21 protein-coding genes are annotated in these 23,193 nt (G+C 64.9%); 9 read left to right on the forward strand and 12 right to left on the reverse strand.

Features of this window, described 5'->3' with window-relative positions; genetic code table 11:
* Positions 1-92: 92 nt before the first annotated feature.
* Both V7R84_RS09570 and V7R84_RS09575 read left to right on the forward strand, forming a co-directional pair.
* Positions 93-1,175 carry a polyprenyl synthetase family protein gene (locus tag V7R84_RS09570; RefSeq protein ID WP_338568314.1) on the forward strand — a complete coding sequence of 361 codons (1,083 nt, stop codon included), beginning with the start codon at positions 93-95 and terminating at the stop codon, positions 1,173-1,175.
* A complete protein-coding gene (locus V7R84_RS09575; protein WP_338568316.1) occupies positions 1,165-3,534 on the forward strand; it encodes an HAD-IC family P-type ATPase in 2,370 nt (789 codons plus the stop codon). The genes V7R84_RS09570 and V7R84_RS09575 overlap by 11 nt, the downstream gene beginning before the upstream one ends.
* On the opposite strand, the gene V7R84_RS09580 is transcribed toward V7R84_RS09575, so the two are convergent.
* The 6 genes from V7R84_RS09580 to V7R84_RS09605 form a co-directional block, all read right to left on the reverse strand.
* Positions 3,520-4,632: an enterochelin esterase domain-containing protein gene (locus tag V7R84_RS09580; protein WP_338568317.1), complete on the reverse strand. Its 1,113-nt coding sequence runs from the start codon at positions 4,630-4,632 to the stop codon at positions 3,520-3,522. The genes V7R84_RS09575 and V7R84_RS09580 overlap by 15 nt on opposite strands.
* Positions 4,629-5,417 carry an ABC transporter ATP-binding protein gene (locus tag V7R84_RS09585; RefSeq protein ID WP_338568319.1) on the reverse strand — a complete coding sequence of 263 codons (789 nt, stop codon included), beginning with the start codon at positions 5,415-5,417 and terminating at the stop codon, positions 4,629-4,631. Before V7R84_RS09585 ends, V7R84_RS09580 begins: the two co-directional genes overlap by 4 nt.
* Entirely contained in the window at positions 5,414-6,445 is a 1,032-nt protein-coding gene (locus V7R84_RS09590; RefSeq protein WP_338568320.1) for a FecCD family ABC transporter permease, read from the reverse strand. The genes V7R84_RS09585 and V7R84_RS09590 overlap by 4 nt, the downstream gene beginning before the upstream one ends.
* Positions 6,442-7,434 (reverse strand): iron ABC transporter permease, encoded by a 993-nt coding sequence (locus tag V7R84_RS09595; protein ID WP_338568321.1) that lies wholly within the window; start codon positions 7,432-7,434, stop codon positions 6,442-6,444. Before V7R84_RS09595 ends, V7R84_RS09590 begins: the two co-directional genes overlap by 4 nt.
* Entirely contained in the window at positions 7,431-8,438 is a 1,008-nt protein-coding gene (gene fepB / locus V7R84_RS09600) for a Fe2+-enterobactin ABC transporter substrate-binding protein (protein WP_338568322.1), read from the reverse strand. The genes V7R84_RS09595 and fepB overlap by 4 nt, the downstream gene beginning before the upstream one ends.
* Positions 8,439-8,513: 75 nt before the next feature.
* A complete protein-coding gene (locus tag V7R84_RS09605) occupies positions 8,514-9,029 on the reverse strand; it encodes a hypothetical protein (RefSeq protein WP_338568324.1) in 516 nt (171 codons plus the stop codon).
* Between the two features lie 228 nt (positions 9,030-9,257).
* Here V7R84_RS09605 and pknB point away from each other — a divergent pair, with 228 nt between their 5' ends.
* The 5 genes from pknB to V7R84_RS09630 all read left to right on the forward strand — a co-directional run bounded on the left by pknB (position 9,258) and on the right by V7R84_RS09630 (position 14,846).
* Complete coding sequence (gene pknB, locus V7R84_RS09610) at positions 9,258-11,402, forward strand: Stk1 family PASTA domain-containing Ser/Thr kinase (RefSeq protein WP_338568326.1); 2,145 nt, start codon at positions 9,258-9,260, stop codon at positions 11,400-11,402.
* Positions 11,403-11,437: 35 nt separating this feature from the next.
* Positions 11,438-12,364, forward strand: coding sequence for a DMT family transporter (locus tag V7R84_RS09615; protein ID WP_338568328.1), 927 nt, complete (start codon positions 11,438-11,440; stop codon positions 12,362-12,364).
* A gap of 26 nt (positions 12,365-12,390) precedes the next feature.
* Positions 12,391-13,572: a hypothetical protein gene (locus V7R84_RS09620; RefSeq protein ID WP_338568330.1), complete on the forward strand. Its 1,182-nt coding sequence runs from the start codon at positions 12,391-12,393 to the stop codon at positions 13,570-13,572.
* Between the two features lie 396 nt (positions 13,573-13,968).
* The gene (locus tag V7R84_RS09625; RefSeq protein WP_338568332.1) at positions 13,969-14,376 is read left to right on the forward strand and encodes a hypothetical protein; all 408 of its coding nucleotides are present in this window, start codon (positions 13,969-13,971) and stop codon (positions 14,374-14,376) included.
* Positions 14,364-14,846, forward strand: coding sequence for a hypothetical protein (locus V7R84_RS09630; RefSeq protein ID WP_338568334.1), 483 nt, complete (start codon positions 14,364-14,366; stop codon positions 14,844-14,846). Before V7R84_RS09625 ends, V7R84_RS09630 begins: the two co-directional genes overlap by 13 nt.
* A 19-nt stretch (positions 14,847-14,865) precedes the next feature.
* Here the strand turns inward: V7R84_RS09630 and V7R84_RS09635 are convergent, their stop codons facing one another.
* From V7R84_RS09635 to V7R84_RS09655, 5 genes are read right to left on the reverse strand one after another with little or no spacing between them, the layout of a single operon-like run.
* Positions 14,866-16,293 (reverse strand): class II 3-deoxy-7-phosphoheptulonate synthase, encoded by a 1,428-nt coding sequence (locus tag V7R84_RS09635; RefSeq protein ID WP_412728053.1) that lies wholly within the window; start codon positions 16,291-16,293, stop codon positions 14,866-14,868.
* On the reverse strand, positions 16,277-16,945 hold the full coding sequence (locus tag V7R84_RS09640) for a response regulator transcription factor (protein WP_338568336.1): 669 nt from the start codon (positions 16,943-16,945) through the stop codon (positions 16,277-16,279). Before V7R84_RS09640 ends, V7R84_RS09635 begins: the two co-directional genes overlap by 17 nt.
* Positions 16,942-18,135, reverse strand: coding sequence for a sensor histidine kinase (locus tag V7R84_RS09645; protein ID WP_338568337.1), 1,194 nt, complete (start codon positions 18,133-18,135; stop codon positions 16,942-16,944). The genes V7R84_RS09640 and V7R84_RS09645 overlap by 4 nt, the downstream gene beginning before the upstream one ends.
* Positions 18,132-18,881: a lysophospholipid acyltransferase family protein gene (locus tag V7R84_RS09650; RefSeq protein WP_338568339.1), complete on the reverse strand. Its 750-nt coding sequence runs from the start codon at positions 18,879-18,881 to the stop codon at positions 18,132-18,134. Before V7R84_RS09650 ends, V7R84_RS09645 begins: the two co-directional genes overlap by 4 nt.
* Positions 18,882-18,890: 9 nt before the next feature.
* Entirely contained in the window at positions 18,891-19,967 is a 1,077-nt protein-coding gene (locus V7R84_RS09655) for a C40 family peptidase (RefSeq protein ID WP_338568341.1), read from the reverse strand.
* Positions 19,968-20,110: 143 nt separating this feature from the next.
* Here V7R84_RS09655 and V7R84_RS09660 point away from each other — a divergent pair, with 143 nt between their 5' ends.
* Positions 20,111-21,796 carry a DEDD exonuclease domain-containing protein gene (locus V7R84_RS09660; protein WP_338568342.1) on the forward strand — a complete coding sequence of 562 codons (1,686 nt, stop codon included), beginning with the start codon at positions 20,111-20,113 and terminating at the stop codon, positions 21,794-21,796.
* Here the strand turns inward: V7R84_RS09660 and V7R84_RS09665 are convergent.
* Positions 21,742-22,251 carry a peptidylprolyl isomerase gene (locus tag V7R84_RS09665; protein ID WP_338568343.1) on the reverse strand — a complete coding sequence of 170 codons (510 nt, stop codon included), beginning with the start codon at positions 22,249-22,251 and terminating at the stop codon, positions 21,742-21,744. The genes V7R84_RS09660 and V7R84_RS09665 overlap by 55 nt on opposite strands.
* A gap of 160 nt (positions 22,252-22,411) precedes the next feature.
* Here V7R84_RS09665 and V7R84_RS09670 point away from each other — a divergent pair, with 160 nt between their 5' ends.
* Positions 22,412-23,167, forward strand: a complete 756-nt coding sequence (locus V7R84_RS09670) for a hypothetical protein (RefSeq protein ID WP_338568345.1) — start codon at positions 22,412-22,414, stop codon at positions 23,165-23,167.
* The last annotated feature ends 26 nt before the right edge of the window (positions 23,168-23,193 follow it).

Genomic DNA, 23,193 nt, shown 5'->3' on the forward strand with positions numbered 1-23,193 from the left:
GAGGACAAGGATACGAGAAGTCAGACGACGTGAAACGGACCAACAAGCTGGTTGAGCCGGCACCTGTTGACGAGGCCTCTAAGCTGGATCGCATGCTGATTCCCCCCGCCCACGACCCGACGAACCCAGCTTTCGTCTCGGCGGTGGAGAAGGCACTCATGGATTTTCTCGGTGGATTGAGCGAACGTGCGGACCGCATCGGTGCGCTCCCCCTGCTGGAGGCGGCACAGGCATGCATCGCAGGCGGGAAACGGCTGCGTCCTGCCTTCTGCTACTGGGGGTATGTCGCAGCTGCCGGACGCCCCGCCGACCCGGATCCGCTGCTGCGCGCTGCTGCCTCCCTCGACCTGCTACACGCTTCCCTCCTGGTTCACGACGACCTGTTGGACGGCTCCGACACCCGGCGGGGTGCACCATCGGCTCATCGTCGTTTCGAGGCTCTCCTTCCGGGCCCTCGGGCTACCCGTTTCGGGGAGGCAGCCGCGATCCTGCTGGGCGATGTCCTGTTCTCCTGGAGTGCGGAGATGTTCGAAAGCGCAGGTCTTTCCCCGGAGGCCATTCGCGACGCTGCTCCGGTGCTCGCGACGATGCGAAGCGAGGTGCTGTGTGGTCAGTACCTCGACGTTGCGGCCGCGTTCGGAGCCACCGACCGCTCCACCCCGCGGGCCCAGGCCGACACCGCCGAGAAGGTGCTGGAGTTCAAGTCCGCCCGCTACTCGGTGCGGCGCCCCGCCGAGCTGGGGGCAACACTCGGCGAGGCCCCGCCGAGGCTGCTCGCGACTTTGGGCACCTACGGTTCCCTGGTGGGAAGGGCCTTCCAACTGCGCGACGATCTCCTCGGGGTTTTCGGGGATCCCAGTGTCACGGGAAAACCCGCGGGAGACGACATCCGGGAGGGCAAACGCACGCTGCTGGTACTGACGGCCCTGGAGAACGGCAACACCCACCAGCGCGAGATCTTGACTTCCCTCCTCGGTGCTCCCGGGCTCACCGAAGAGGATCTCACGACCGCCCGGGAGATCATCGAGACCACCGGGGCACGGGACTCGTGCGAGGAACTCATCGCACGTTCCACCAGGGATGCCCTGACCGCTCTGGAAGGAGTCGACATGGACGCAGAGGGGCTCTCGGCCCTCATCGCACTCGCAGGACTGGCCACCGATCGTGATCGATGAGCTGCAGGGCCTGACCACCGACCAGGTGGCGGAGCGGGTCAGAGAAGGAAAGATCAACACGCTGCCGGAACGCTCGGGGCGCACCACTTGGCAGATCGTCCGCGACAACGTGTTCACACGTGTGAACGCGATGCTGGCGGTGCTGTTCGTGATCGTCGCCGCAACCATGCAGTTCGCGCAGGGGGCGTTCGCGATCCTGATCGTCGCCAACTCGATCATCGGCATGGTTCAGGAGCTGCGCGCCAAACGCACTCTCGACAACCTGGCCGTGATCGGGGAGGCCCATCCCGTCGTGCTGCGCGACGGGCAACGAGTCTCCCTGCCGCGGGACCAGGTGGTGGCCGACGACCTCATCGCGCTGTCCCCTGGCGACCAGGTGGTCGTTGACGGTGATGTGGTGGCTGCCGACTATCTGGAGGTCGACGAGTCGATGCTGACCGGCGAGGCCGATCCGGTGGCCAAATCCGTGGGCGACGAGCTCATGTCGGGCGCCTTCGTCGTCTCCGGTTCTGGTGTCTACCGGGCCACGAAGGTCGGCGCCGAGGCCTATGCGGCGCAGCTGACCGCGCAGGCTGCCAAGTTCACGCTGGTCAATTCCGAGTTGCGGGCGGGCATCGACCGCATCCTGAAGTTCGTGACCTGGTTGCTGATCCCTGCGGGGTTGCTCACCATCTGGGTGCAGTTCCGCCAGCCGGGCACCACCTGGCAGGAATCGGCCCTGCGGATGGTGGGTGCCCTGGTGCCGATGATCCCCGAGGGTCTGGTGCTGCTCACCTCGATGGCTTTCGCGCTGGGTGTGATCCGGCTGGGGCGCCGCAAGTGCCTGGTGCAGGAACTGCCGGCCATCGAGGGCCTGGCCCGGGTGAGCGTGGTGTGCGCGGACAAGACCGGCACCCTGACCCAGAACGCCATGACCCTCGGCGAGGTGATCCCCCTGGAAGGCGATGCGGACGAGGTCACCGAGGTGCTGGCCCAGCTCGTCGCAGCCGACCCGGCGCCCAACGCGTCGATGTCGGCAATCGCCGAGGCCACCCCCGCGGCTTCCTCACCGTGGGAGGTCACCGCCCGGGCACCGTTCACCTCGGCCAAGAAATGGTCGGGGGTTTCCTTCGGAGCACGCGGCGACTGGGTACTGGGCGCGCCCGACGTGCTGGCTCCGGTCGACGTGTCCGCCCGCGCGGAGGAGATCGGCTCCACGGGTCGCCGGGTGCTGCTGCTGGGTCGCGCCTCCGAGCCCGTCGACTCCCCCGGCGCGCCGGGGGTGGTCACGCCGGTCGCGTTGCTGGTGCTGGATCAGCTGGTCCGTCCCGACGCCGCCGACACCCTCGCCTATTTCAACGACCAGCACGTGGCCGTGAAGGTGATCTCGGGTGACAACGCGGCCTCCGTGGGTGCCGTCACCCGTTCCCTGGGGGTGTCCGTGGCCGAGGCCGTGGACGCCCGGACCCTGCCCACCGAGGGCGAGGAGTTCACGGAGAGAATCGCCGAAGCGGATGTGTTCGGGCGCGTCACCCCGCAACAGAAACGCGCCATGGTCGCGGCCCTGCAGTCCCGGGGCCACACCGTCGCCATGACCGGTGACGGCGTCAACGACGTGCTCGCCCTGAAGGACGCCGACCTGGGGGTCGCGATGGGGTCGGGTTCCCCCGCAACCCGGGCGGTCGCGCAGATCGTGCTGCTCGACGACCGGTTCGCCACTCTCCCGCACGTGGTGGCGGAGGGCCGCCGGGTGATCGGCAACATCGAGCGGGTCGCGAAACTGTTCCTCAGCAAAACGGTCTACGCGGTCTTCCTGGCCCTGGTGATCGGGTTGATGGGCCTGCCCAACCCGTTCATCCCGCTCCAGATGACCGTGGTCGGCTGGTTCACCATTGGCATTCCCGCCTTCCTGCTGTCGCTGCCCCCCAACAAAGAACGCGCCAGGCCGGGTTTCGTGCGCCGCGTATTGTCGCTGGCGGTGCCTTCGGGCGTGATCATCGGAGCGGTTTCCACCATCACCTACGTTGTCACCCGCGGTTTCGGGACGGTCTCGGCCCTCGTGCAGGCGCAGGCCTCGACGGCCACCCTGGCTGCCCTGATCATCACCTCCGTCTGGGTGCTGGCAGTGGTGGCGCGCCCGTGGGTGTGGTGGCGACTTGGCCTGGTGGTCGTCTCCTACGCCTTCTACCTGGCCATGTTCCTGATTCCGTGGGCGTGGCTGCGGGGCCAGCTGCTGCTGGACCTGGACAACCCGTCGACGATCCTGTTCGGGGTCGTGGCTGGGCTAGTCGGGGCCGGGCTGGTGGAACTCGTGTGGTGGTTGACCGCCAAGCACAGGGGTGAGTCGGCACGCATCTGGCGGGGTTCAGACGAGGGCTGACAGGCCCGACAACAGGCCGTGCCGCCACCAGGAAAGGTCGTGGCCGCCACGGAACTCCTCTGTTGACACCAACTGGCCGGTTTTCTCCGCGATCCCGGCCAGTCGCCGGGCGCCGTGGATCAGGCCGCGTTCATCACTTCCGGCCTGCACCACCACCGGCACCCCCAGCGTCCTCGTGCCCGCGGTGAGATCGCGCAGCAGGGTGCCCTCCGTCTCCGGCTCCGGAACGGGATCGCCCGCGAACCACAGCGACGCCGACTGGGCAATCACCGCGGTGACCAGATCCGGCCGGTGGGTCGCGAGCTCCACGCACGCCAGGCCCCCGAACGACTGCCCGGCGGCTATCACCTTGCGGCCCATTCCGGCCAGTTCCCGGGCGCGTTCCACCAGCGGGGCGCAGCCTCGCGCCGTGGTCAGCCACGCGGCCCGCCGTTCCCCCTCCTCGGTATCGACGGCGACGACGGTGTGCCCGAACCCTGCGGCCCGCAACGCGGAGGCCACCCCCGCCAAGCGCCAGCGAAGCCCATCGAACAGCACCAGGGTCCGCTCATCCCCGGGCAGCACCGCGAATCTTCCGCCGTCGTGCAGCCGCCACCGCTGCTCGGCCTCGCCAGCCGGGGTCCACGGGGCGGGATGGAAGTCGGGTCCGCGCCACACCGACTGTTCCCGCAGGTCGAAGGCGGGCAGAGTCTCGGGGTTGAGCGGATCCGGTTCACCCTCTCGGTGCACCCGCAGCCAGCCCTCGCGGGTTGCACCGATGTCGCGGGATATTTCGTCGCTGCGCCAGTAGCGATAGGAGTAGCAGCCGTCGGCGGGCAGCCACCAGGACAGGGCCTGGAACGCAGTGCCCCCGACCGGGTTCATGACGGCGGGGTCCAGCCGGGTGCGGATCGCATCGGTGAGGCTGTTGAGGTGAACCAGCACCTCACGCCCCCGGGGTTCGTAGGCGACGAAAGTGACCTCCACCATCGCCACGCCATCGATCACACACCGTTTCCCCATGATCGGGGAGTGGTCCAGCTGGTCCGGCAGCACCGGATCCGCAGGGTGCGGGGCGCCCGTGGCGGACAGGGGCGTGGGTGGCAGGTGCATGGTCATCGCGGCACCACCATCGGGGTCCCGGTGACTGGATCCGGTACGACGAGCACCGGGAGTCCGAAGACGCTCTCGACCAGTTCCGCGGTCAGCACCTCGGCGGGCGGCCCTGCGGCCACGACCGCCCCGTCCTTCATGACCACCAGGTTGGTGGCGAACCGGGCGGCCTGGTTCAGATCGTGCACCACCACGACGACGGTGCGTCCTGCGTCACGGAACCCGCGCACCAGTTTCAGGACCTCGTACTGATGGGCGATATCCAGGAAGGTGGTGGGTTCGTCGAGCAGCAGCAGCGGTGTGTCCTGGGCCAGCACCGTCGCCAGCCACACCCGCTGCACCTGCCCGCCGGAGAGTTCGTCGACGTCGGCCCGCTGCAGATCAGTCAGTCCGGTGACCTCGAGCGCCGAGGCCACTTCCTTCTCGTCCTCCTGCGACCACCTGGACCAGAACCTCTGATGGGCGAACCGTCCCCGACTCACCATGTCCAGCACCTTGATGCCCGGCGGCACCGACTGGCGCTGCGGCAGGAACCCGAGCCTGCGGGCGACGGCGGTGGTCCGCAGCTGGTGGATGTCGGTTCCCCCCAGGTACACGTACCCGGCCTTGGGAGCGAGCACCCGGGCCAGGGCCTTCAGCAGCGTCGACTTGCCGCATCCGTTGGGTCCGATGAGCATCGTCAGCTCCCCCTCGGGCACCTCCAGCGTGATGTCCTCGATCACGATCTTCCGGTCGTAGCCGAGCCGCACCGACGAGGCCTTCAGTGGGAACTCCTGGGCGGTTCCGGTCATTTCTTCCTTTCCTGTCCATTCAGGAGCAGCAGCAGATAGGCGCCACCCAGCAGACCGGCCGTCACCCCCACCGGAAGCTGCAGACCACCCGGCAGGTTCGCCCCCACCAGGTCCGCCGCCACCAGCAGCGCCGCCCCCGTGCCCGCCGCGACACCCGCAGGAGCGGTTGGTCCCTTCAGGAGCCGGCGGGTCACGTGCGGACCCGCGAGCGCGATGAACGAGATGGGTCCGGCAACTGCGACCGCAGCCGCGGTCAGCGCGACCCCGACGCCGGTCGCCGTCCACTGCGTGAAGCGGCGGGAGACCCCCAGCCCGGCGGCTAGGTCCTCTCCCGGGGCGGCGGCGTCGAGGTGCCGCGAAATCAGCAGAGCGAACGGCAGGATCACCACGAACAGCACGGCGCTGACCACGGCGTGACTCCAGTTGCGGGCGTTGAGGGTGCCGGTCAGCCACAGCCGGGCCGAGGTAGCGGAGTCGCTGTCGGCCCGGGTGAGCAGCAGCACCGTCACCGGTTGGATCAGGGACGCAACCCCAAGACCGATGAGGATGAGACGATTGCCGCCACCGAATCCCCTGGGCGAGAGCACCCAGGTGAGCAGGGCCGCCCCCAGGCAACCGATGATCGCCCCGACCGCCGTGCCCCACCCGAAGGACCTGAAAACTATGACGGAGGCCACGGCCCCCAGCGCGGCGCCACCAGTCAGACCGATGATCTCCGGGGATCCCAGAGCGTTGCGCGACAACGCCTGGAACAGGCAGCCGGCCGTGCCCAGACATGCCCCGACCACCAGGCCGGTGACTGCCCTGGGCATCCGGAACTCCCACAGCAGGAGCATGTCGGCGCGTTCCCCCACCCCGACCAAGGCCGCCCAGAACTGTTCAGGGGTCATGTTCACGGAACCGGAGAACAGCACTGCGATCGCCCCGACCAGGGCAATGCCCCAGGCCAGGGTCGCGACCAGCCAGGTTCGTGGGCGGGCACGGAAACTGACGGGCCCGAGCCGCACGGACCGCACCTGCAGGCTCACAGCTGCACTCCTCGTCGCGCCCGCGCCAGCCCGATAAACAACGGCGCACCAAGCAGGGCGCACATCAGGGCGGCCTGCACCTCGGCGGGCGGGTTCACCACCCGGCCCAGCACATCGGCGGCCAGCAACGTCGCCCCACCCAGCAGGGCCGAGAACCAGATCAGCGAGCGATGCCTCGGGCCGACGGCCAGCCGTGCTGCGAAGGGCGCGATCAACCCGAGGAAGGAGACCGGGCCCACCAGGGCCGTCGCCGCTGCGCAGAGCACCAGGCAGGTGAGGGCCACCAGCATCCGGACCCGCCCGGCCGCGAGGCCGAGTCCTTTGGCGAATTCCTCCCCCAAGGCCAGGGCATCCATGGATCTCGCCAGCAGAAGCGCGGCCAGCAACCCGGCCCCAAGCGTTCCCGCCGCGGCGATCACTAGGTCCAGTGGCCGCGGCATCACGGCCCCTGCATCCCAGAAACGGAACTCTGCGTAGATCCTTGGGTCGCTGAGCAGCATGACCGTGGTGATGGCCGAGACGACCGCACTCCAGGCAGCCCCCACCAGCACGATACGAATCGGGTCGTGACGTCCTCGCCAGGCCCCCGCTGCCCCGGTCACCACCAGTCCGCTGACAAGCGCACCGACCAGGGAGACCAGCATCATTATCGCGATCGGCAGGGACCGGGCGAGACCGAGGCCGATGGCCACGGCGCAGGCGGCGCCCGCATTGACCCCCAGCAGACCCGGCTCAGCCAGCGGGTTGCGGGTCAGCGCCTGCACCAGCACCCCAGCGATCCCGAGAGCGGCGCCGGCGACCAGCGCTATCAGGGTCCGGGAGCCACGCATCCCGAGCACGATGAGGCGATGCTGCCCGGTACCGCTGCCGGAGAGCACCGCCATCACCTGTTCGGCGGGCACCTCGCCGGACCCGAACAGGAACGATGCCATGGCCAGGCAGGGTAGGAGGATCACCAACCCGAGCAGCACCCAGGCAGGCCTGCTCACCCCGAGTAGGCGGCCGCCAAGGTCTCGGCCATGGCGAGCGCGCTGTAGTAGTCCAGTTTGAAGCTGGAGATCCCCAGCGGCACCAGCCTGCCGTTGCTCACGGTTTGGGTGGTGTTGTAGTTGGAGTCTGCCTTCAGCTGTTCGACGGTTTTGTCGTCTCCAGAGACAAGCAGAAGGGTGTCGGAGGTCAGGGCCTGCACGCTCTGCTCCACCGTCGCGAACACGAAGTCCTTGCGGTTGGCTCCCTCTTCACCGCTGCTGGCGGGCGCCTCGGCGAGCTTGAAACCGAGAGCCGAGAAGATCTCGTCGTGGGGGCCGCCCGGTTTCGCGAAGGACAGGCCGTTGGACGGGGTGTAGACGATGGCCTGCACCGGGTTGGTGGGGATCCCGCTCATTCCGGCCTTGAGTTCCGTGACCCTCGAATCGAAGGTATTGGTGAGTTCCTCGGCCTTGGCCTGCGTGCCGGTGGCCTCGGCCACCTTCCGGGTGACGGTTTGCCAGCTCTCGGAGTTGTAGTTGATGGCGACGGTCGGGGCGATCCTGGCCAGTGAGTCGTAGTCGTCCTTGGTGCTGTCCCCTCCGGTGGATGCAATGATGATCAGGTCCGGTTTTTCTGCGGTCACGGCCTCAATGTCGAGTTTGCTGTTTGCGTACAGGGCTTTTACACCGCGTTCCTTGGCGGTGGCCGACCAGTGAGAGAAGAAACCGATGTCGTCGAATCCTTCGGCGCCCGGCTTCGATGCCCCGGAACCGACCACGGGCGCATCCAGGGCCAGGAGGGTTCCGGTCAACACCACCGATGTGGACACGATCCGTTTCGGGGTGCCGTTGATGACGGTCTCGCCGAGGTCGTGGGTGACGGTGCGGGCGCTTGCAGGAGACGAGGCGTCCCCTCCCCCGGAGGTTCCCCCGGATCCGCAGCCGGTGAGCCCCAGCGTCAACAGGACCGGGACCAAACCGGAGAATGTGCGCCTGGATATCGGGTTGAGAAGTGGATTTGTCATGTGATGAAACCTCTTTACCTGTAAGGATAGGCAGGCCTCACAGTACCAATTCGCAGCTGATCGACCCGAGGGGTTTCACTCCTGGACAGCGAAACCCAGGTAGTCCTCATAGTCCGGGTCTTCACGCCATGCCCGCCGCAGGATCTCACCGATCCGTTCTAGTTCCTCCATGGTCCCATTCCCGGTGAGCCAGACGCGCCGAACCCCCGAGTTCACCAGGACCTGAACCGCTCCAGCGTCGAGTCCGGCCGTAGCGAACCAAGGAACCGAATCTTGCCGCAACGGAGGGTGGTTCGCCATCGCTGCCCGCAGCAGCGGCGAGCCGGGAGGTGTTCCGGGAACCGTCAAGAACTGGAAGGCCCCGTCCGGTGTGATGATCTGCCCCTGGTCCTGGACCACCTGTCCGAGGAGCGCCCACTGATGCGGACGCGATCGGTCCCGCTCACCCGGGAAAAGGACCCGAACGTCCGCATCGATCTCCGGGGTATCGATCGCCAGCAGCACCCGCCGACCGAAATGACGTTCAAGATCACGCAGGATCTCCGGACCTGCTGCACGCTCCGCCGATCCCCTCGTGGTGAGCACTGCCATGTCGATCCCCCGCGTGGCTAACCCTGGCAATCGGTCCCCGGCCTCAGTGAGAGGAAGCTGCACCGCCACGCGTGCTAGTAGTATCCGAGAACGTAGACTGCGCAATACCGTCATACGAGAAGCCTATGCGGCGCGCCCGGAACTCTCCCGTTCCGGGATCGGCCTACACTCGATACCGGCAGAGCTCATCGCCCAGCCCAGATCCCCTATCTTCCCCAGGAGACCGCGGTGAACAAAAGCAGTACCTACGACCCCATGGTCGGAAGCGTGCTGGATGGTCGCTACGAAATTCTTGCGAAGATCGCACGGGGCGGAATGGCGACGGTCTACCGGGCCCGTGATGCTCGTCTCCAGCGGACCGTCGCAGTCAAGATCATGCGAACCGACCTGGCCGAGGACGACGAATTCGCGGCAAAGTTTGACCGAGAGGCCCGCTCCGCTGCCCTGATCAATCATCCAGCGGTGGTCAGCATATTTGACCAGGGCACGTCCCAGGGACAGCCGTACATCGTCATGGAGTTCATCGATGGCGAAACCCTGCGCAGACTCATCGCCCGTGACGCCCCACTCGAACCAGTGCTAGCACTGGATTACCTGGAACCCATCGCCTCAGCTCTGGCTGCCGCCCACGATGCGGGAATCGTCCACCGCGACATCAAACCCGAGAACGTCATGATCTCGACCCGTGGCCATGTCAAGGTCGCGGACTTCGGCCTGGCTCGCCAGACCGAATCCCCGCAGATGACCGCGACCGGGGTCCTGGTCGGTACTGCCTCATATCTTCCCCCCGAGCTGGTAACCCATGCCCGCCCGGATTCACGCAGCGACATCTACTCGACAGGCATCGTCTTATTCGAGCTACTCACCGGCAAAAAACCACACGTCGGCGAGAACAACTACCAGATCGCCTACGCGCACGTGAACGTCGATGTCCCCGCTCCTTCCACGAAACTACATGAACTCGGGCTCCCAGGTTTCATCCCGGACTACCTCGATGCTCTGGTGGCGGCCTGCACCGCACGCGCCCCAGAGGCCCGCATCGCCGATGGTCGCGAACTCATGGATGCGCTGCGCCGGGTCCGCTCCGAGCTGCTGAGTTCCCCGGGCCAGCACAATCCCACACTCGCCGCTCAGCTGCGGCCCCTGCCCGGCGACGGCAATGCCGTCACCCAGCAGATATCCCCACGCCCCGAGCCGCGACCACGCCCGCTGAAGGAACTTCCTCCCGCTCCCGCTCGCCCTCGGTCCGCCAGGACCCCTGCTCCCCCGACCGAGGCCGTCTCCCCTGACGCGGTGACCGCCATCGTCGAGCCTCAGTCCCTCAAGTCTCCGAACTCAACGCCCTCACCGCACCCGGTTTCCTCAGTCAGGTCCGCTTCTTCGACGGGAGAACCTCCCCGGGCCACGCTTCCCGGCTCCAGCAGAGGAGGACCCCCGAGTTCACACCGCACGCCACTGTTCCCACAGTTCTCCCAGGAACCGGTATACCGACGCCGCCGGGGCATTATGCTGATCGTGCTGGTGCTGCTCGTCACGGCAATAATTGTCTCCGTCTCGTGGTGGTGGGCCGAGGGGCGGTTCACCACCACCCCCGAGGTGACCAACATTCCCCAGGAACAGGCGCTCCAGAGCCTCAAAGCCAGCGATCTCGAGTACACCACCCAGGAGGCGTTCTCCGAGGATGTCGCGGTCGGATCGGTCATCAGCACCGATCCCGCGGGAAACGCCCGGACCCTTCGAGGAACCAGAGTCACTGTCGTCATCTCCAAGGGACCCGAGCGTTACATGATGCCCGACGTGGTGGGGCAGAAACTCTCGCAGGCCCGTTCCGCCATCGAATCGGCACACCTGACAGTCGATCAGGTCAAGGAGGACTGGTCAGAGTCCGTCGAAACCGACACGATCATCTCGGCCAGCGAATCAGCCGGCGCCCTCCTGCCACCCGGAAGCAGCATCGATCTGGTGGTGAGCAAGGGCCGTCAGCCCCTCACCATCAAGAACTACGTGGGAACCGACGCCGACCAGGCCAGCAAGGAACTCAAGAAACAGGGCTTCACGGTCGAAATCTCTGAGGCGCACTCGGACAGCATTCCCGCAGGGCAGGTGATCTCCCAGGACCCCGCCGATGGCACCGGACATCGCGGTGACACCGTGAAGCTGGTCAAGTCACTTGGTCCGGAAATGGTGACCGTTCCGGACGTCAGGAGCAAACGCACCGATGATGCCCAAAGAGATCTGGAGGCTGCTGGGTTCAAGGTGGAGGTTCAGAACAAGTCCTTCTTCCCCGCACCATTAGGGTTCGCCTCAGAAACCAACCCCGCAGCTGGTTCAGCGGCTCCCAAAGGAAGCACCGTCATCCTCTACGTGACATGATTGCCGGAGGCCTCACGTCCCCATAGGCTGTTCGCGTGACTTCGAGTCGTCAGTTTCTGCCCTCCGTCGCCCTGCTGGTGGCGGCAGCTGCCTGGGGGTCAACGGTTGTGGTCGCCAAGGGCGCCTACGAATCCTCCATGACACCCGCCCACCTTCTGATCTCTCGGCTCACCCTGACCGCCCTGTGCCTGCTGCCCGCTTTCCTGCCCCATCTCAGGATGAAACGCGAAACCTGTGTGCAGGGCATCATTTTGGGTCTGATCTTCAACACAGGTCTGGTGCTCCAGATGGTGGGACTGGAATATACCCCGCCTTCACTCTCAGGCTTCATCACGGCGAGCTACGTGGTCTTCACTGCGATCCTCACCCCCTTGATCATGAAACAACCCACCTCGGGGCGCACCTGGATCGCGGTGGCCCTGACGCTGGTGGGAATCGGCATCCTGGCCCTCGGGAATGGCGGAGGAGATGTCGGTTTCGGATTCGGCGCCGCTATCACACTGCTGGGAGCTGTGCTCTTCGCCCTCCACATCATTTTCCTGGGACGCTGGGTAAAACCCGAGACGGTGCAGTCACTCACCCTGATGCAGGCCCTGACCGGAGCAGTAGGGATGCTGTGCTTCCTCCCCTTCGCGGACTATCAACTGCCATCCGGCTGGGACCTGTGGTGGCCGGTGCTCTACCTCGGTATCTTCTGCGGTGCCGTCACGCTGTTCCTCCAGAGCTGGGCGCAGAGCTACGTGCCCGCCACCGCCTCGGCGGTGATCATGTGCTCGGAACCGATGTGGGCCGCCGTATTCGCGATCTGGGCCGGCATGGAGGAGCTGACCTGGCAGGTGCTCACGGGCGGCGGCCTCGTGGTGGTGGCGCTCCTTCTGACAGCGTGGCCCGGGCGTAAAGCCACATTTGTGGATGCACTCGTCGAAGAACTACGCTCACGACGCGCCCGTCGTGGAAGCTGAACCGCTTCTACTGCAAGACTTTCCCTATGGAATTGCAAATCCTGTTCCTGGTGCTGGTCGTCGTGGGCGTCCTGGGTTTCGTCGTGACACTTCGGATTCTTCGTCATCTCACCTTGAAACGCCTCGACTGGAAATGGGTGAAGCATCCTGATCTCCGGATCACGATCGGCCTGAACCATCCGCCTTTTGGCCTCGGACTAGACAGGTGTGTCAAGGACCAGCTGGTGGGCAAGTCACACGAAGGAACACCTTTTCAGACTTTTCGTTACAGCAGCGAATCCTGGAGCGACCGCCGGCGCATCGTGTGCATGTCTCTTCCCCACCCGATGCCGTCCTTCTACCTGTTCCCCACGCAATCTCCCATACCTGCGATCAGTGGCCTGTCCCTGTCCACCGACACGCACACGATGATCTTCCCGGAGGAGAACTATGGCCGGGCGGTGTCAGCTGCCCTCGCTCCCCTCTTATCAGAACTCGGCCCCCGTCAACTCACCATTGACCATGATCAGCTGGTGATGTTCAACGTCAAGAAGGACCTAAAATCCCTGGAAGCCACGGTGGAACTTCTGGCCCGGATACGCAAGGCGATCATCGCATCCCCTGCGATGGAACACATGGGAGAAAGTTCGCCCCTGCACGTCTCCTTCACCAATCATCCCGATTGGGAGTACGTGGACCGTGACAACTCGTTACTGAGCCGTCTACCTCTCGAGCCGAGCGGCTACGATCACGAGGTGGTCAATGTCGTACAGTCCACCGGGAACAACATCTCCTTCATCCGCGTCACCCACAAGTGGAAGACCCGGAACGCGAAGAACGAGTGGAGCAGCGTCAAGGAACACACCGAACATTTCTGCAGCTTCGGGATCAATTTCAAGTTCGTCCCCATATCCGTGAACATGGGGCGCGGAAAGCCCCAAAAATTTGAATCCATCGAGTTCAACAAACGTTTCAAGGTACGCTGCCCGAACCCACGGTTTGCCTCCGACGTGTTCCACCAGCGCCAACTCGAACACCTGTTGAGCGCCTCTCCTGAAGGTTTCGCGATCACTCAGGGAGGCACCATTCAAGTCGCAGAGAGCGAATGGCTGCCGGCACAGATCGAAGTGATGCTCGGCTTCTTCCACGAGTTCTTCGTCCAGGTCCCGGATTTCGTATGGAAGGAACTAGGGGTCTGGCCCCGGCCGATCCCGAAACAAGAAGACTGAAGAACCCCGCGCTGGGACCGGGCCTCCCGGGGATGGTATAGAACGACGTTTTCCGGCGGTCGGCGGGGACGATTTCACCGGGCGATTAACACCACTTCCTGCCACACTGGAGGGGTGGCGTTGTTCCTTTTCTGTTGTCTGCTCATCGGCGCCGCCATCGCAGGCCTCATCCTGGTTCCCCGGCACCTTCGTCACAGCGCCCTTCACCGACTCGGCTGGTTCTGGAACGACAAGCCTGACCTGAGCATCACGGCCGGGCTGAACCTACCCCCCGTTCGGCATCGGGATGAACCGGAATGTGAAGCAGCAGGTGATGGGAAGATCCCGGTCCGGGCTCCCCTTCCAGGCCTCCGGTACAGCAGCGATTTCTAGGACGGAGAGCAACAGGTCGTCTGCATGCCGCTGCCGCACTCGATGCCGCCCTTCCACCTCTTCCACGAATCAGTCCCGATTCCCGGGGTTCAGGGCCTGATCATGGATGTCTGGGGACCCATAAAGGCGGTTTTCCACGATGAAACCTACGGGCGCGCCATGATCGGTGCCCTCGCCCCACTACTGCCCTCCCTCGGATACAACCGCCTGACCATCGACCACAACCAGTTCGCGCTCCTGGACGTCACCCAGGAGATAAAGACGCTCCAGCTGGCCGCGGCTCACGCGGCCATCACCAGTTCACCCGCCGTCAATCACGAATGGGAACCGCCGCTGCCGTACGTCTCCTTCGCGAATCATCCCGACTGGGAGTTCGTGGGACGCGACGACTCGCTGGCCCAGCATCTCCGGGCGGCCAGGTGTTCACCATAGTGCGTTGCCTCAGGGGCCCCATTTCCTTCATCCGGGTCACCCACCAGTGGCAGACCGCGGTTTACATCGGGCAAACCGCCACCGTTGAGAACCGCATCGAGAATTTCTGCGGTTTCTGGGTCAATTTCAACTTCATCCCCATATCGGTGAACATGGCAGGCAGCGGTGACGTTCAGAGCTTCGAGTCCATCGATTTCAACGAACGCTTCACGGTGCACTGCCGGAGCCCCCGGTTCGCCTCCGACGTGTTCAACCCGAGGCAGCTCGAGTTCTTCCTGCGTTTCCCGGCGCTGTCCTTCGGCATCGATCAGAACGGGGTGATCACCGCCCGCGACCCCGAGTGGCCGCTGGAGATGATGCTGTTCCTCCTCCGCGCTTTCTTCGACCGGATACCGGACTTCGTCTGGCGCGAGCTCGGCATCTGGCCTAGGCCGGTTCCGGAGATCAACGCCCTGCTGCCGGGGCGCTGATGAATGCACTGGGGAGTCGTCACAGCTCCTTGGCCCGGAAATCCAGCACCGGATTGTCCCGGTTCCGGCGTCCCTTGCGGAGCCTGGTGGCGACGGTGAAGGCCAGCTCCAGGCTCTGGTTGCGGTTCAGCCTGGGATCACACACCGTCTCGTAGCGGTCAGCCAGGTCGGTTTCCTCAAGTTTCAGGGCACCGCCGACACATTCTGTGACATCGCCGCCAGTCAGTTCGACGTGCAGGCCTCCCGGCCAGGTGCCGAGGGAATCGTGGACATCAAAGAAACCACGAACCTCTTCCACCACGTCGTTGAAGGAACGAGTTTTGTAGCCGTTGGCGGCCTCAAAGGTGTTGCCGTGCATCGGGTCGCACACCCACGCGACCTTGCGCCCGGTCTCCTCCACCCCTTCGATCACCCGTGGAAGCACTTCGCGCACCCGGTTGGCGCCCATCCGGGTGATGAAGGTGATTCGGCCCGGTTCCCGGTCGGGGTCGAGGCGATCGGCCAGTTCGATGGCCTGCCGGGGTGTTGTGGTGGGACCCAGTTTGACCCCCAGCGGGTTGCGGACTCGCCGCAGCAACTCCACATGAGCGCCGTCGAGCTGGCGAGTGCGTTCCCCGATCCACAGCATGTGCCCTGAGCAGCCGTAGACCTGCTGCGAACGGGAGTCGACTCGGGTCATGGCCCGCTCATACTCCAGCAGCAGCGCTTCGTGCGAGGCGTAGAAATCGATGACCGACAGCGCCCGGTCGTCCACCCCGCAGGCAACCATGAACGTCAGCGCCCGGTCGATTTCCGCGGCCAATTCCTCATATGCCGCCTCCACCTCAGGGTTGCCGACGAAATCACGGTTCCAGGTGTGCACCCCGCGCAGATCCGCGAAACCACCCGTCACGAATGCACGCACCAGATTGAGGGTGGCCGCGGAGGCGTTGTAGAGACGAACCAGGCGTTCCGGGTCGTGGACCCTGGATTGTTCGGTGAACTCGAAGCCGTTGATGGCATCACCCCGATAGCTGGGCAGGGTGGTTTCTCCCCGGGTCTCGGTCGGTTTGCTACGAGGTTTGGCGTACTGCCCGGCGATCCGCCCAACCTTCACCACCGGGACCTGGGCGGCGTAGGTCATCACGACGGCCATCGACAGCTGCACCAGCAGCTTGTCCTTGATGTGCTGCGCCGTGACCGCGTCAAAGGACTCGGCGCAATCCCCGCCCTGAAGCAGAAAGGCCCGGCCCTCTGCGACCTCCGCGAGTTTGGTGCGAAGATCATCACACTCCCCCGCAAACACCAACGGTGGCAGCTTCTCCACGGCGTCAATGACACGGTCCAGCGCGGCTTCATCCGGATAGCTGGGCTGTTGAAGCATCGGCAGGGATCTCAGCTCGGCCCGGGACATGATCGACATGGCGGGAAGATTACTCCACTTGCCCACATCACTCGTTCGGATCATGCAATCCCTGGTCGATGGCATAGAGGGTCAGCTCCACACGATTGTGAAGTTGAAGCTTGCGCAACACGTTCTGCACATGGTTTTGAACCGTGCGATGGGAAACGAACAATGCCTCCGCGATCTCCCGGTAGGCCAGCCCTTTCGCCACCTGACGCAGCACCTCCACCTCACGAGTGGTCAACACCGGGCCGTCATCGTCGTGGCTGTGAGCGACATTGACCATGCGCCGGAACTCTCCCAGCACCAATCCGGCCAGGCCGGGAGTGAACACCGCGTCCCCCGCCGCAGTGCGACGCACGCCCTCGAGCAACTCGGCCTTCGAAGCCGATTTCACCAAGTACCCTCGAGCACCGGACTTCATGGCCCGCAACACATCCTCGCGTTCACCGCTGGCCGACATCACCAGCACCTGGATGTCCGGAAATTCCTGCACCAACAATTCGGTGCAGGTCGCCCCGTCCGGGGCGGGAATCTGCAGGTCCATCACCACCACGTCGGGACGGGTGGCGCGCGCCCGCTGCAGGCACTCCGTCCCGTTCTTGGCGACCGCAACTATCTCGAAACCCTCCTCCGAGAGGTCCTCACTCAAGGCTTCGATCCACATGGGGTGGTCATCCACCAACATCACACGGTTTCGACTGATGTCATTCACGCCTCTCCCACCTTCACCGGGAAACGCAGTTCCCATTCGGTGCCTTCTCCCAGAGTGGACTTGACCACGGCAGTTCCTCCAAGAGCCGCCATCCTGCCCACGATCGAATCCCTAATACCGAGCCGCCCCCGTTCACCGGCGGACGCCGCCTCGGAAAGATCCATCCCGACCCCATTGTCTCGCACCCACAGGATTACTTCGGAATCGTCCTCCTGATCCAACAGTACCCAGGCCTTCGCACTCGGCCCCGCATGTTTGTCGACGTTCTTCAGCGCCTCAACGAGCGCAGCCTCCACCTCCTCCGCGATGAGCCTGGGAACAAGTACTTGACCGGCCATGGTGGATACAACCACTTTGGTGCTCTGGAATCGGTCGAGGGCAGCAGCCAGATCCACCTGCCTGGTGGCGTTCTCGTTGAGGATCTCCTTGTCACGGATGAGGTTGCGCAGCTGGGTCTCGGATTCATGGGCCAGTTCTGCCAGGCGCAGCCCGCGTGGCCCCAGCTCAGGTCCCTCCCGCTCGACGAGGGCCAACACCTGCAGGGCCCCGTCGTGCACGATCCGCGCCAGACGTTCCCGCTCCCCCAGCGCAACGGAACGAATCCGAGCCCGTTCCTGCTCCGTGATGGTGTGCTTGAACTGAGTGATGAGCACCCCGACGCAGATACTCATGAGCAAGATGGCAAGCACGACGTCTATCCGAGAGATCGTGAGCCGCGGTGGAATCATCAGCAAGGCCATCGCTGTGGCCAGAGTGGCTGTGATCCCGGCTGCTGTTCCCCGAAGCACCGCCGCGTACAAGCAGCACCCCGCCATCCAATACCCGGCCAGGGAGGTCTGCCCATACGGCTGATTCGTCACCAGCGGGGTAGCGAAGATCAGGGAACACGTCACGGCCCCGTCGGCCATATGCACCCACAGGTTCCGGTCGCTGGGGCGACGCAGCAGGAAAGTCACAAAGAACGTCCACAACAGGACCGCGGCCATGGATATCAGCAGACCGATCCGGTTCCTCGCAGTCGGGTACACGAACCAGAAGGAGACGACCACCGTGTGGATCGCCAGCACCACACGCACCGTGGCGGTAACGACGAAGACCCGCCCCAGAACGTCATAGTCCTTGCGGAACCAAGAGGAAGCGGCCTGAACCCACCCCAGGCGCGCCGATGTCGGGGGTGTCCCGGGAATCACCCTTCGCTCGCCACCGGTTTGGGGCCACCGCCGGGACGGGGACGCAGGAACTCATCAGAACCCTTATCCTTGAGATCGCCGTACTTGACCCGCGTAGCGTAGACATCGGCGTATTCCTGCCCGGTGAGGCGCTGGATGGCGGCCAGCACCTCTTCGGTGACCCAGCGCAGGGTACGGGTCTCGGATTCGCGCCCCTTCAGATCTGAGAAGTCAAGCGGTTCACCGACAACGACGACGGGGCGTCGCACCCAGGGAATGCCGAGGAAACCCCGGACGGTCTGGGTACCGATCAGCCCCACGGGCAATACCGGAGCCCCGGATGCGAGCACCATGCGCGCCATCCCGGTCTTGCCCTTGTAGAGCCTGCCGTCCGGTGAGCGGGTTCCCTCGGGGAAGATTCCGATCACCTTGCCTGCGTCGAGCACGTCGGAGATGGCACGCAGTGAGGCGGCCGAGGCCCGACCACCGCCGCGGTCCATGGGAACCATTCCGATGGCCTTCAGGAACCAGGCCACGATGGCGCGACCGAGGTTCTTGCTCCCGTCGAACAGCTCCGCCTTCGCGGGGAAGGTGACTTTCCGAGGCAGCATCGCGGGGATGATCACGGGATCCATCGTCGCGATGTGATTGCTCACCAGTATCGCCCCACCATGCGTGGGGACGTTCTCGGCACCGTGGATACGGGCGCGGAAACCGAACCTGACCAGCGGACGAAAGATGAAAATTTTGAAGAATCTGTACCACATGAGGCGGTCTCAGGCCACGCGCCGCGCTCCTGCGAAGGGCATGGAATTCACCGAAGCGGTCACCACGCCGCTGCGCGGATTGGCAGCGTGCACGATCTGGCCATTGCCGATGTACATGCCGACATGCGTGATGCCGCTGTAGTAGAAGACCAGGTCTCCGGGTTGCAGATCCCCCTTGGAAACGGAGGTGCCCGCCGAGATCTGGGTCTGGGATGTGCGTGGCAGGGAGATGCCGACCTGCTTGTAGGCGGCGTACATCAGCCCGGAGCAGTCGAAGGTCGATGGTCCGGCAGTGCCCATGACGTAGCCCTTGCCGACTTGAGCGAGGGCGTAGCTGATGGCCTGCTGGGCACGTCCAGAACCGCCTCCCGAGGAGGTGGCGGGAGGATCGGACTTGTCGCCCGCTCCGGTGGACGGAGCGGGGTTGGGGCTGGCGCTCTCGCGGGCTGCCTGCTCCCGTGCGGCCTCCTCCTGCTGGCGCTGTTCCTCCAGCTTCTTGAGACGCTCCTGCTCCTCCGCGCTCAGGCGGTCGTACACCTGCTGGGCCTCCGCCTCCTTGGCCTCGTACTCCTTGGAGAGCTTCTCCTTGGCTGCTCGGTCCGCCTTGAGCGACGCGTCGATGGTTTCCTGCTCACCGCGGAGCGTATCCAACCGAGCCTGCTCCACCTGCAGGGTCTGCAGATCGGCCACGCTCCGGTCGGTCTCATTCTGGATGGTGCTCAGCCCGGACAGGAAGGTGGTGTCATCGGTGCTTCCGAGCAGCTGACCGGTGATGTCCACGCCACCACCGAGACCGCCGCCGTTGAGCTGCATCATCGCCAGGTCGCCGAGGTTGGTTCCCAGCTGGGAAACCCTCACCTCCTGGGCGGACAGATCCTGTTTGAGGACCTCGAGCTTGCTCTCCGACTCCTCGGCACGGGTGATCGCCTCAATGAGCTGAGCATCCAGCTGTGCGGCTTCCTCGTGAATGCGGTCCAACTTGTCCTTCGCGGCTGCGACGGCATCGGGGTCGGCGGATGCCGTGGGCACGAAAACGACACTGGCTGCGACGAGAAGGCCAACCAAACCTGTGCGGAACAACTTCACTCGAAACTCCAGACGCTCGGGGACGAGGCTGAGAGAATCCTAAACGACCTTCAGGCCTTTCCCAAAGTTCACCCATCATGCAGGACGTGCACCCCGCTTCGGCCATGGTCATTTTGTCGCCGCCGTCGAGTAACGTCCCCGGCATGACCTCCCCCCACGCTCCAGAGTCGCTCCAGCCCAGCTTCGAGGATCTGGGACGCCACCTGCGCGCAACCACCTTCTGCGTCGTGGACCTGGAGACCACGGGCGCTGGCCCCGAGTCGGAGATCACCGAGATCGGAGCGGTCAAGGTGTGCGGCGGCGAACCGCTCGGCGAGTTCCAGACCCTGGTGCGCCCCTCGGGCCCCATTCCGGCAATGATCCAGGTACTCACAGGGATCACGGACGCCATGGTGGCCGCGGCCCCCTCCCCCACGGACGTGGTCCCGGAGTTCATGCGGTTCGCCGACGGATGCGTGTTGGTTGCCCACAACGCCCCGTTCGACGTCGGTTTCCTCAAACGTATCTGCAGGCACCTCGGCATCCGGTGGCCCAATCCCGTCGTGGTGGACACAGTGGCCCTGGCCCGGCGGGTGCTGCCCAAAGGGGAGGTGCGCAACTGCAAGCTGGGAACCCTCGCCGCCCATTTCCACGCCACCACCCGACCCGACCATCGTGCCCTGAGTGATGCGCACGCCACCGTCGACGTGCTGCACGCCCTTCTGGAGCGAACCGGGCGACTCGGCATCGACACCGTCGAAGACCTGCGAGCGCTGCTCTCCCCCGTCTCCTCGGAGCGCCGCGCCAAGAGGGTCTGGGCCAAGCAGCTACCGGAGGCCCCGGGAATCTACTGGTTCGAGCACGAAAGCCGGGACTCAAGCGGGACTCCGCACACGGAGGTGCTCTACGTCGGCACGTCACGTAACCTGCGCAAAAGGGTCGCCTCCTACTTCTCCGCCTCGGAACAGCGCGCTCGGATCCACGAGATGGTGCAGGTGGCCACCGGAGTCAGGGGAATCGAGTGCGCCACGGACTTGGAGGCACAGGTGCGGGAGCTGCGGATGATCGCCGCCCGCTCCCCACGGTACAACCGGCGTTCCAAAAACCAGCACCGCCTGTGGTGGCTGAAACTCACCGGCGGTTCCCTTCCCCGGCTGGTCGCCACGAGAACCCCGTCCCCGGATGATCTGTTCTGGGGGCCTTTCCCAGGCCTGACCGCTGCCCGGGAATCGTCACGTGTGTTCCGTGACACCTTCGGAATGTTGGAACGCAGACACCACCGCTCAGTGCGCGAATCGTGGGCTGTTCCGGCGCCGGAGGGATACGAAACGTCGGTGGAGCGCCTGCGCAACACCTGGCTCGGTGATGTCAGGGACTTGCTGGCCTCGGCCTCCCCCCGATTGGCAGAGCTGGTGGCGCAGGAACGTTTCGAGGAGGCCGGGGAGCTCACTGATCGCCTTCTCGCCGCCCACCAGACCTCCAGACGTTTCCACCGGGTGCGGTCCCTGGCCGGTTGCCCCGAATTGGTGGCGGCCGCCCCGGAGCACGACGAGTGGGCCGTTCACGTGATCCGCTTCGGGAAACTCGCCGGGGCAGCCCGGGCCTGCACCGCACAGGTCCCGGAGATCGCCGAGACCACCCGCGACCTGTCCGAGACGATACAAGAAGCTCCCGGCGGGCTTCCCGCCGGGAGCTTCGAGGAGGCTGAACGCATCGCGGACTGGCTGGAGTCGCCCGGGGTCAGGTTCTTGGACACCGTCGGCGACTGGGCCTGGCCCGCGCACTGTGCGCTAGATCAGGAAAGGGTCACCGAGTTGATCACCACAGGGACGGTGGGACGGTCCCGGTGATCGGTTTCCGTGGTGGCGATGGCATCCACGACGGCCTGGCTGGCAGGGTCCTTGACCTCGCCGAAGATGGTGTGGCGGCGGTTGAGGTGAGGGGTGGGAGCCACCGTGATGAAAAACTGCGAACCGTTGGTGCCGGGCCCGGCGTTGGCCATGGCCAGCAGGTAAGGGCGGTTGAAGGAAAGTTCTGGGTGGAATTCGTCGGCGAAACGGTACCCGGGCCCGCCAGTTCCGGTGCCCAGCGGACAACCGCCCTGGATCATGAACCCGTTGATGACGCGATGGAAGCCGAGACCGTCATAGAACTTTCCAGTCTTGCTCTCGCCCGTGGTGGGGTCGCGGTATTCCTTGGTCCCACCCGCGAGTCCAACGAAGTTCGCCACCGTGGTGGGGGCCGCGTCATCGAAGAGCTCAATGACGATGTCTCCCTTGGTGGTGTGGAGAGTAGCAGTGCTCATGGACCCAAACCTACAGGTGACGACCTCGCAGCGTCGGAGCGCATTCTGACGTGTCGTGTCACCAGAGCCGGAGCGTTCTTCCAGATTTCACCATCCCCTGCGCTCGGAACCAGGTAGCGTTGGATGTGCTCGACCACGAGCCAATCATTGGAGGAATGCAGTGAAGAAGTCACGACTGACCAAGGCCGCCGCGGAATCCGCCGCCGCCGCAACAGAAGCTGGCCGCACCATTTGGGAAGACGCCACTGAGAAGGCCGCCGCGATCCTGCTGGAAGCCCAGCGCAGAGCCGCTCCTTTCGCACGCGAGGCGGGGAAACGCACGGCAGATTTCGCCTCGAAACGCCTCGACACCTGGGAACCACACATCCGTGGCGCACTCGATCGGGTTCCCCCGGCCGTCGATGCGGCTCACAACAAGGTCACAGCCACGTTGCTACCCAACCTGCAGCAGGCCCTGCACAAGGCTGCTGGTCACAAGCCCGCACCGGTGAAGAAGAAGCGCAAGGGCGGCAAGTTCAAGAAGTTCGCGAAATTCGTGTTCATCGGTTCCCTCGTCGCAGGCGCCGTTGCAGCCGTGAGGCACTTCCTGACGCCCAAGGACGACGGCTGGACCGCTCATGAGCCGTCACGCGCCTACGTCAACAACAACGACACCTTCGCCACTGCAGCGAAGTTCAACGAGCCAGCCGCGCCCACCCCCCAAGCCGCGCCCGCTCCGGAGGCTCCGAAGGAGAGCTTCGGCAAGGGATCCTACGTGGGCCCCAACCCGCCGGAGGGCTACATTTTCAAGGGCAACGAACGTTCGAAGAAGTACCACGTTCCCGGCACCCGCGGCTACGAGCTGACAATCGCCGAGGTCTGGTTCAACTCGGAGGAGGCCGCTGAGGCGGCCGGGTTCACAAAGGCACAACGCTGACCCTGCCCCTGCTCCTACTGGCCTGC

Source organism: Arachnia propionica (genome assembly GCF_037055325.1).
GTDB lineage: Bacteria > Actinomycetota > Actinomycetes > Propionibacteriales > Propionibacteriaceae > Arachnia.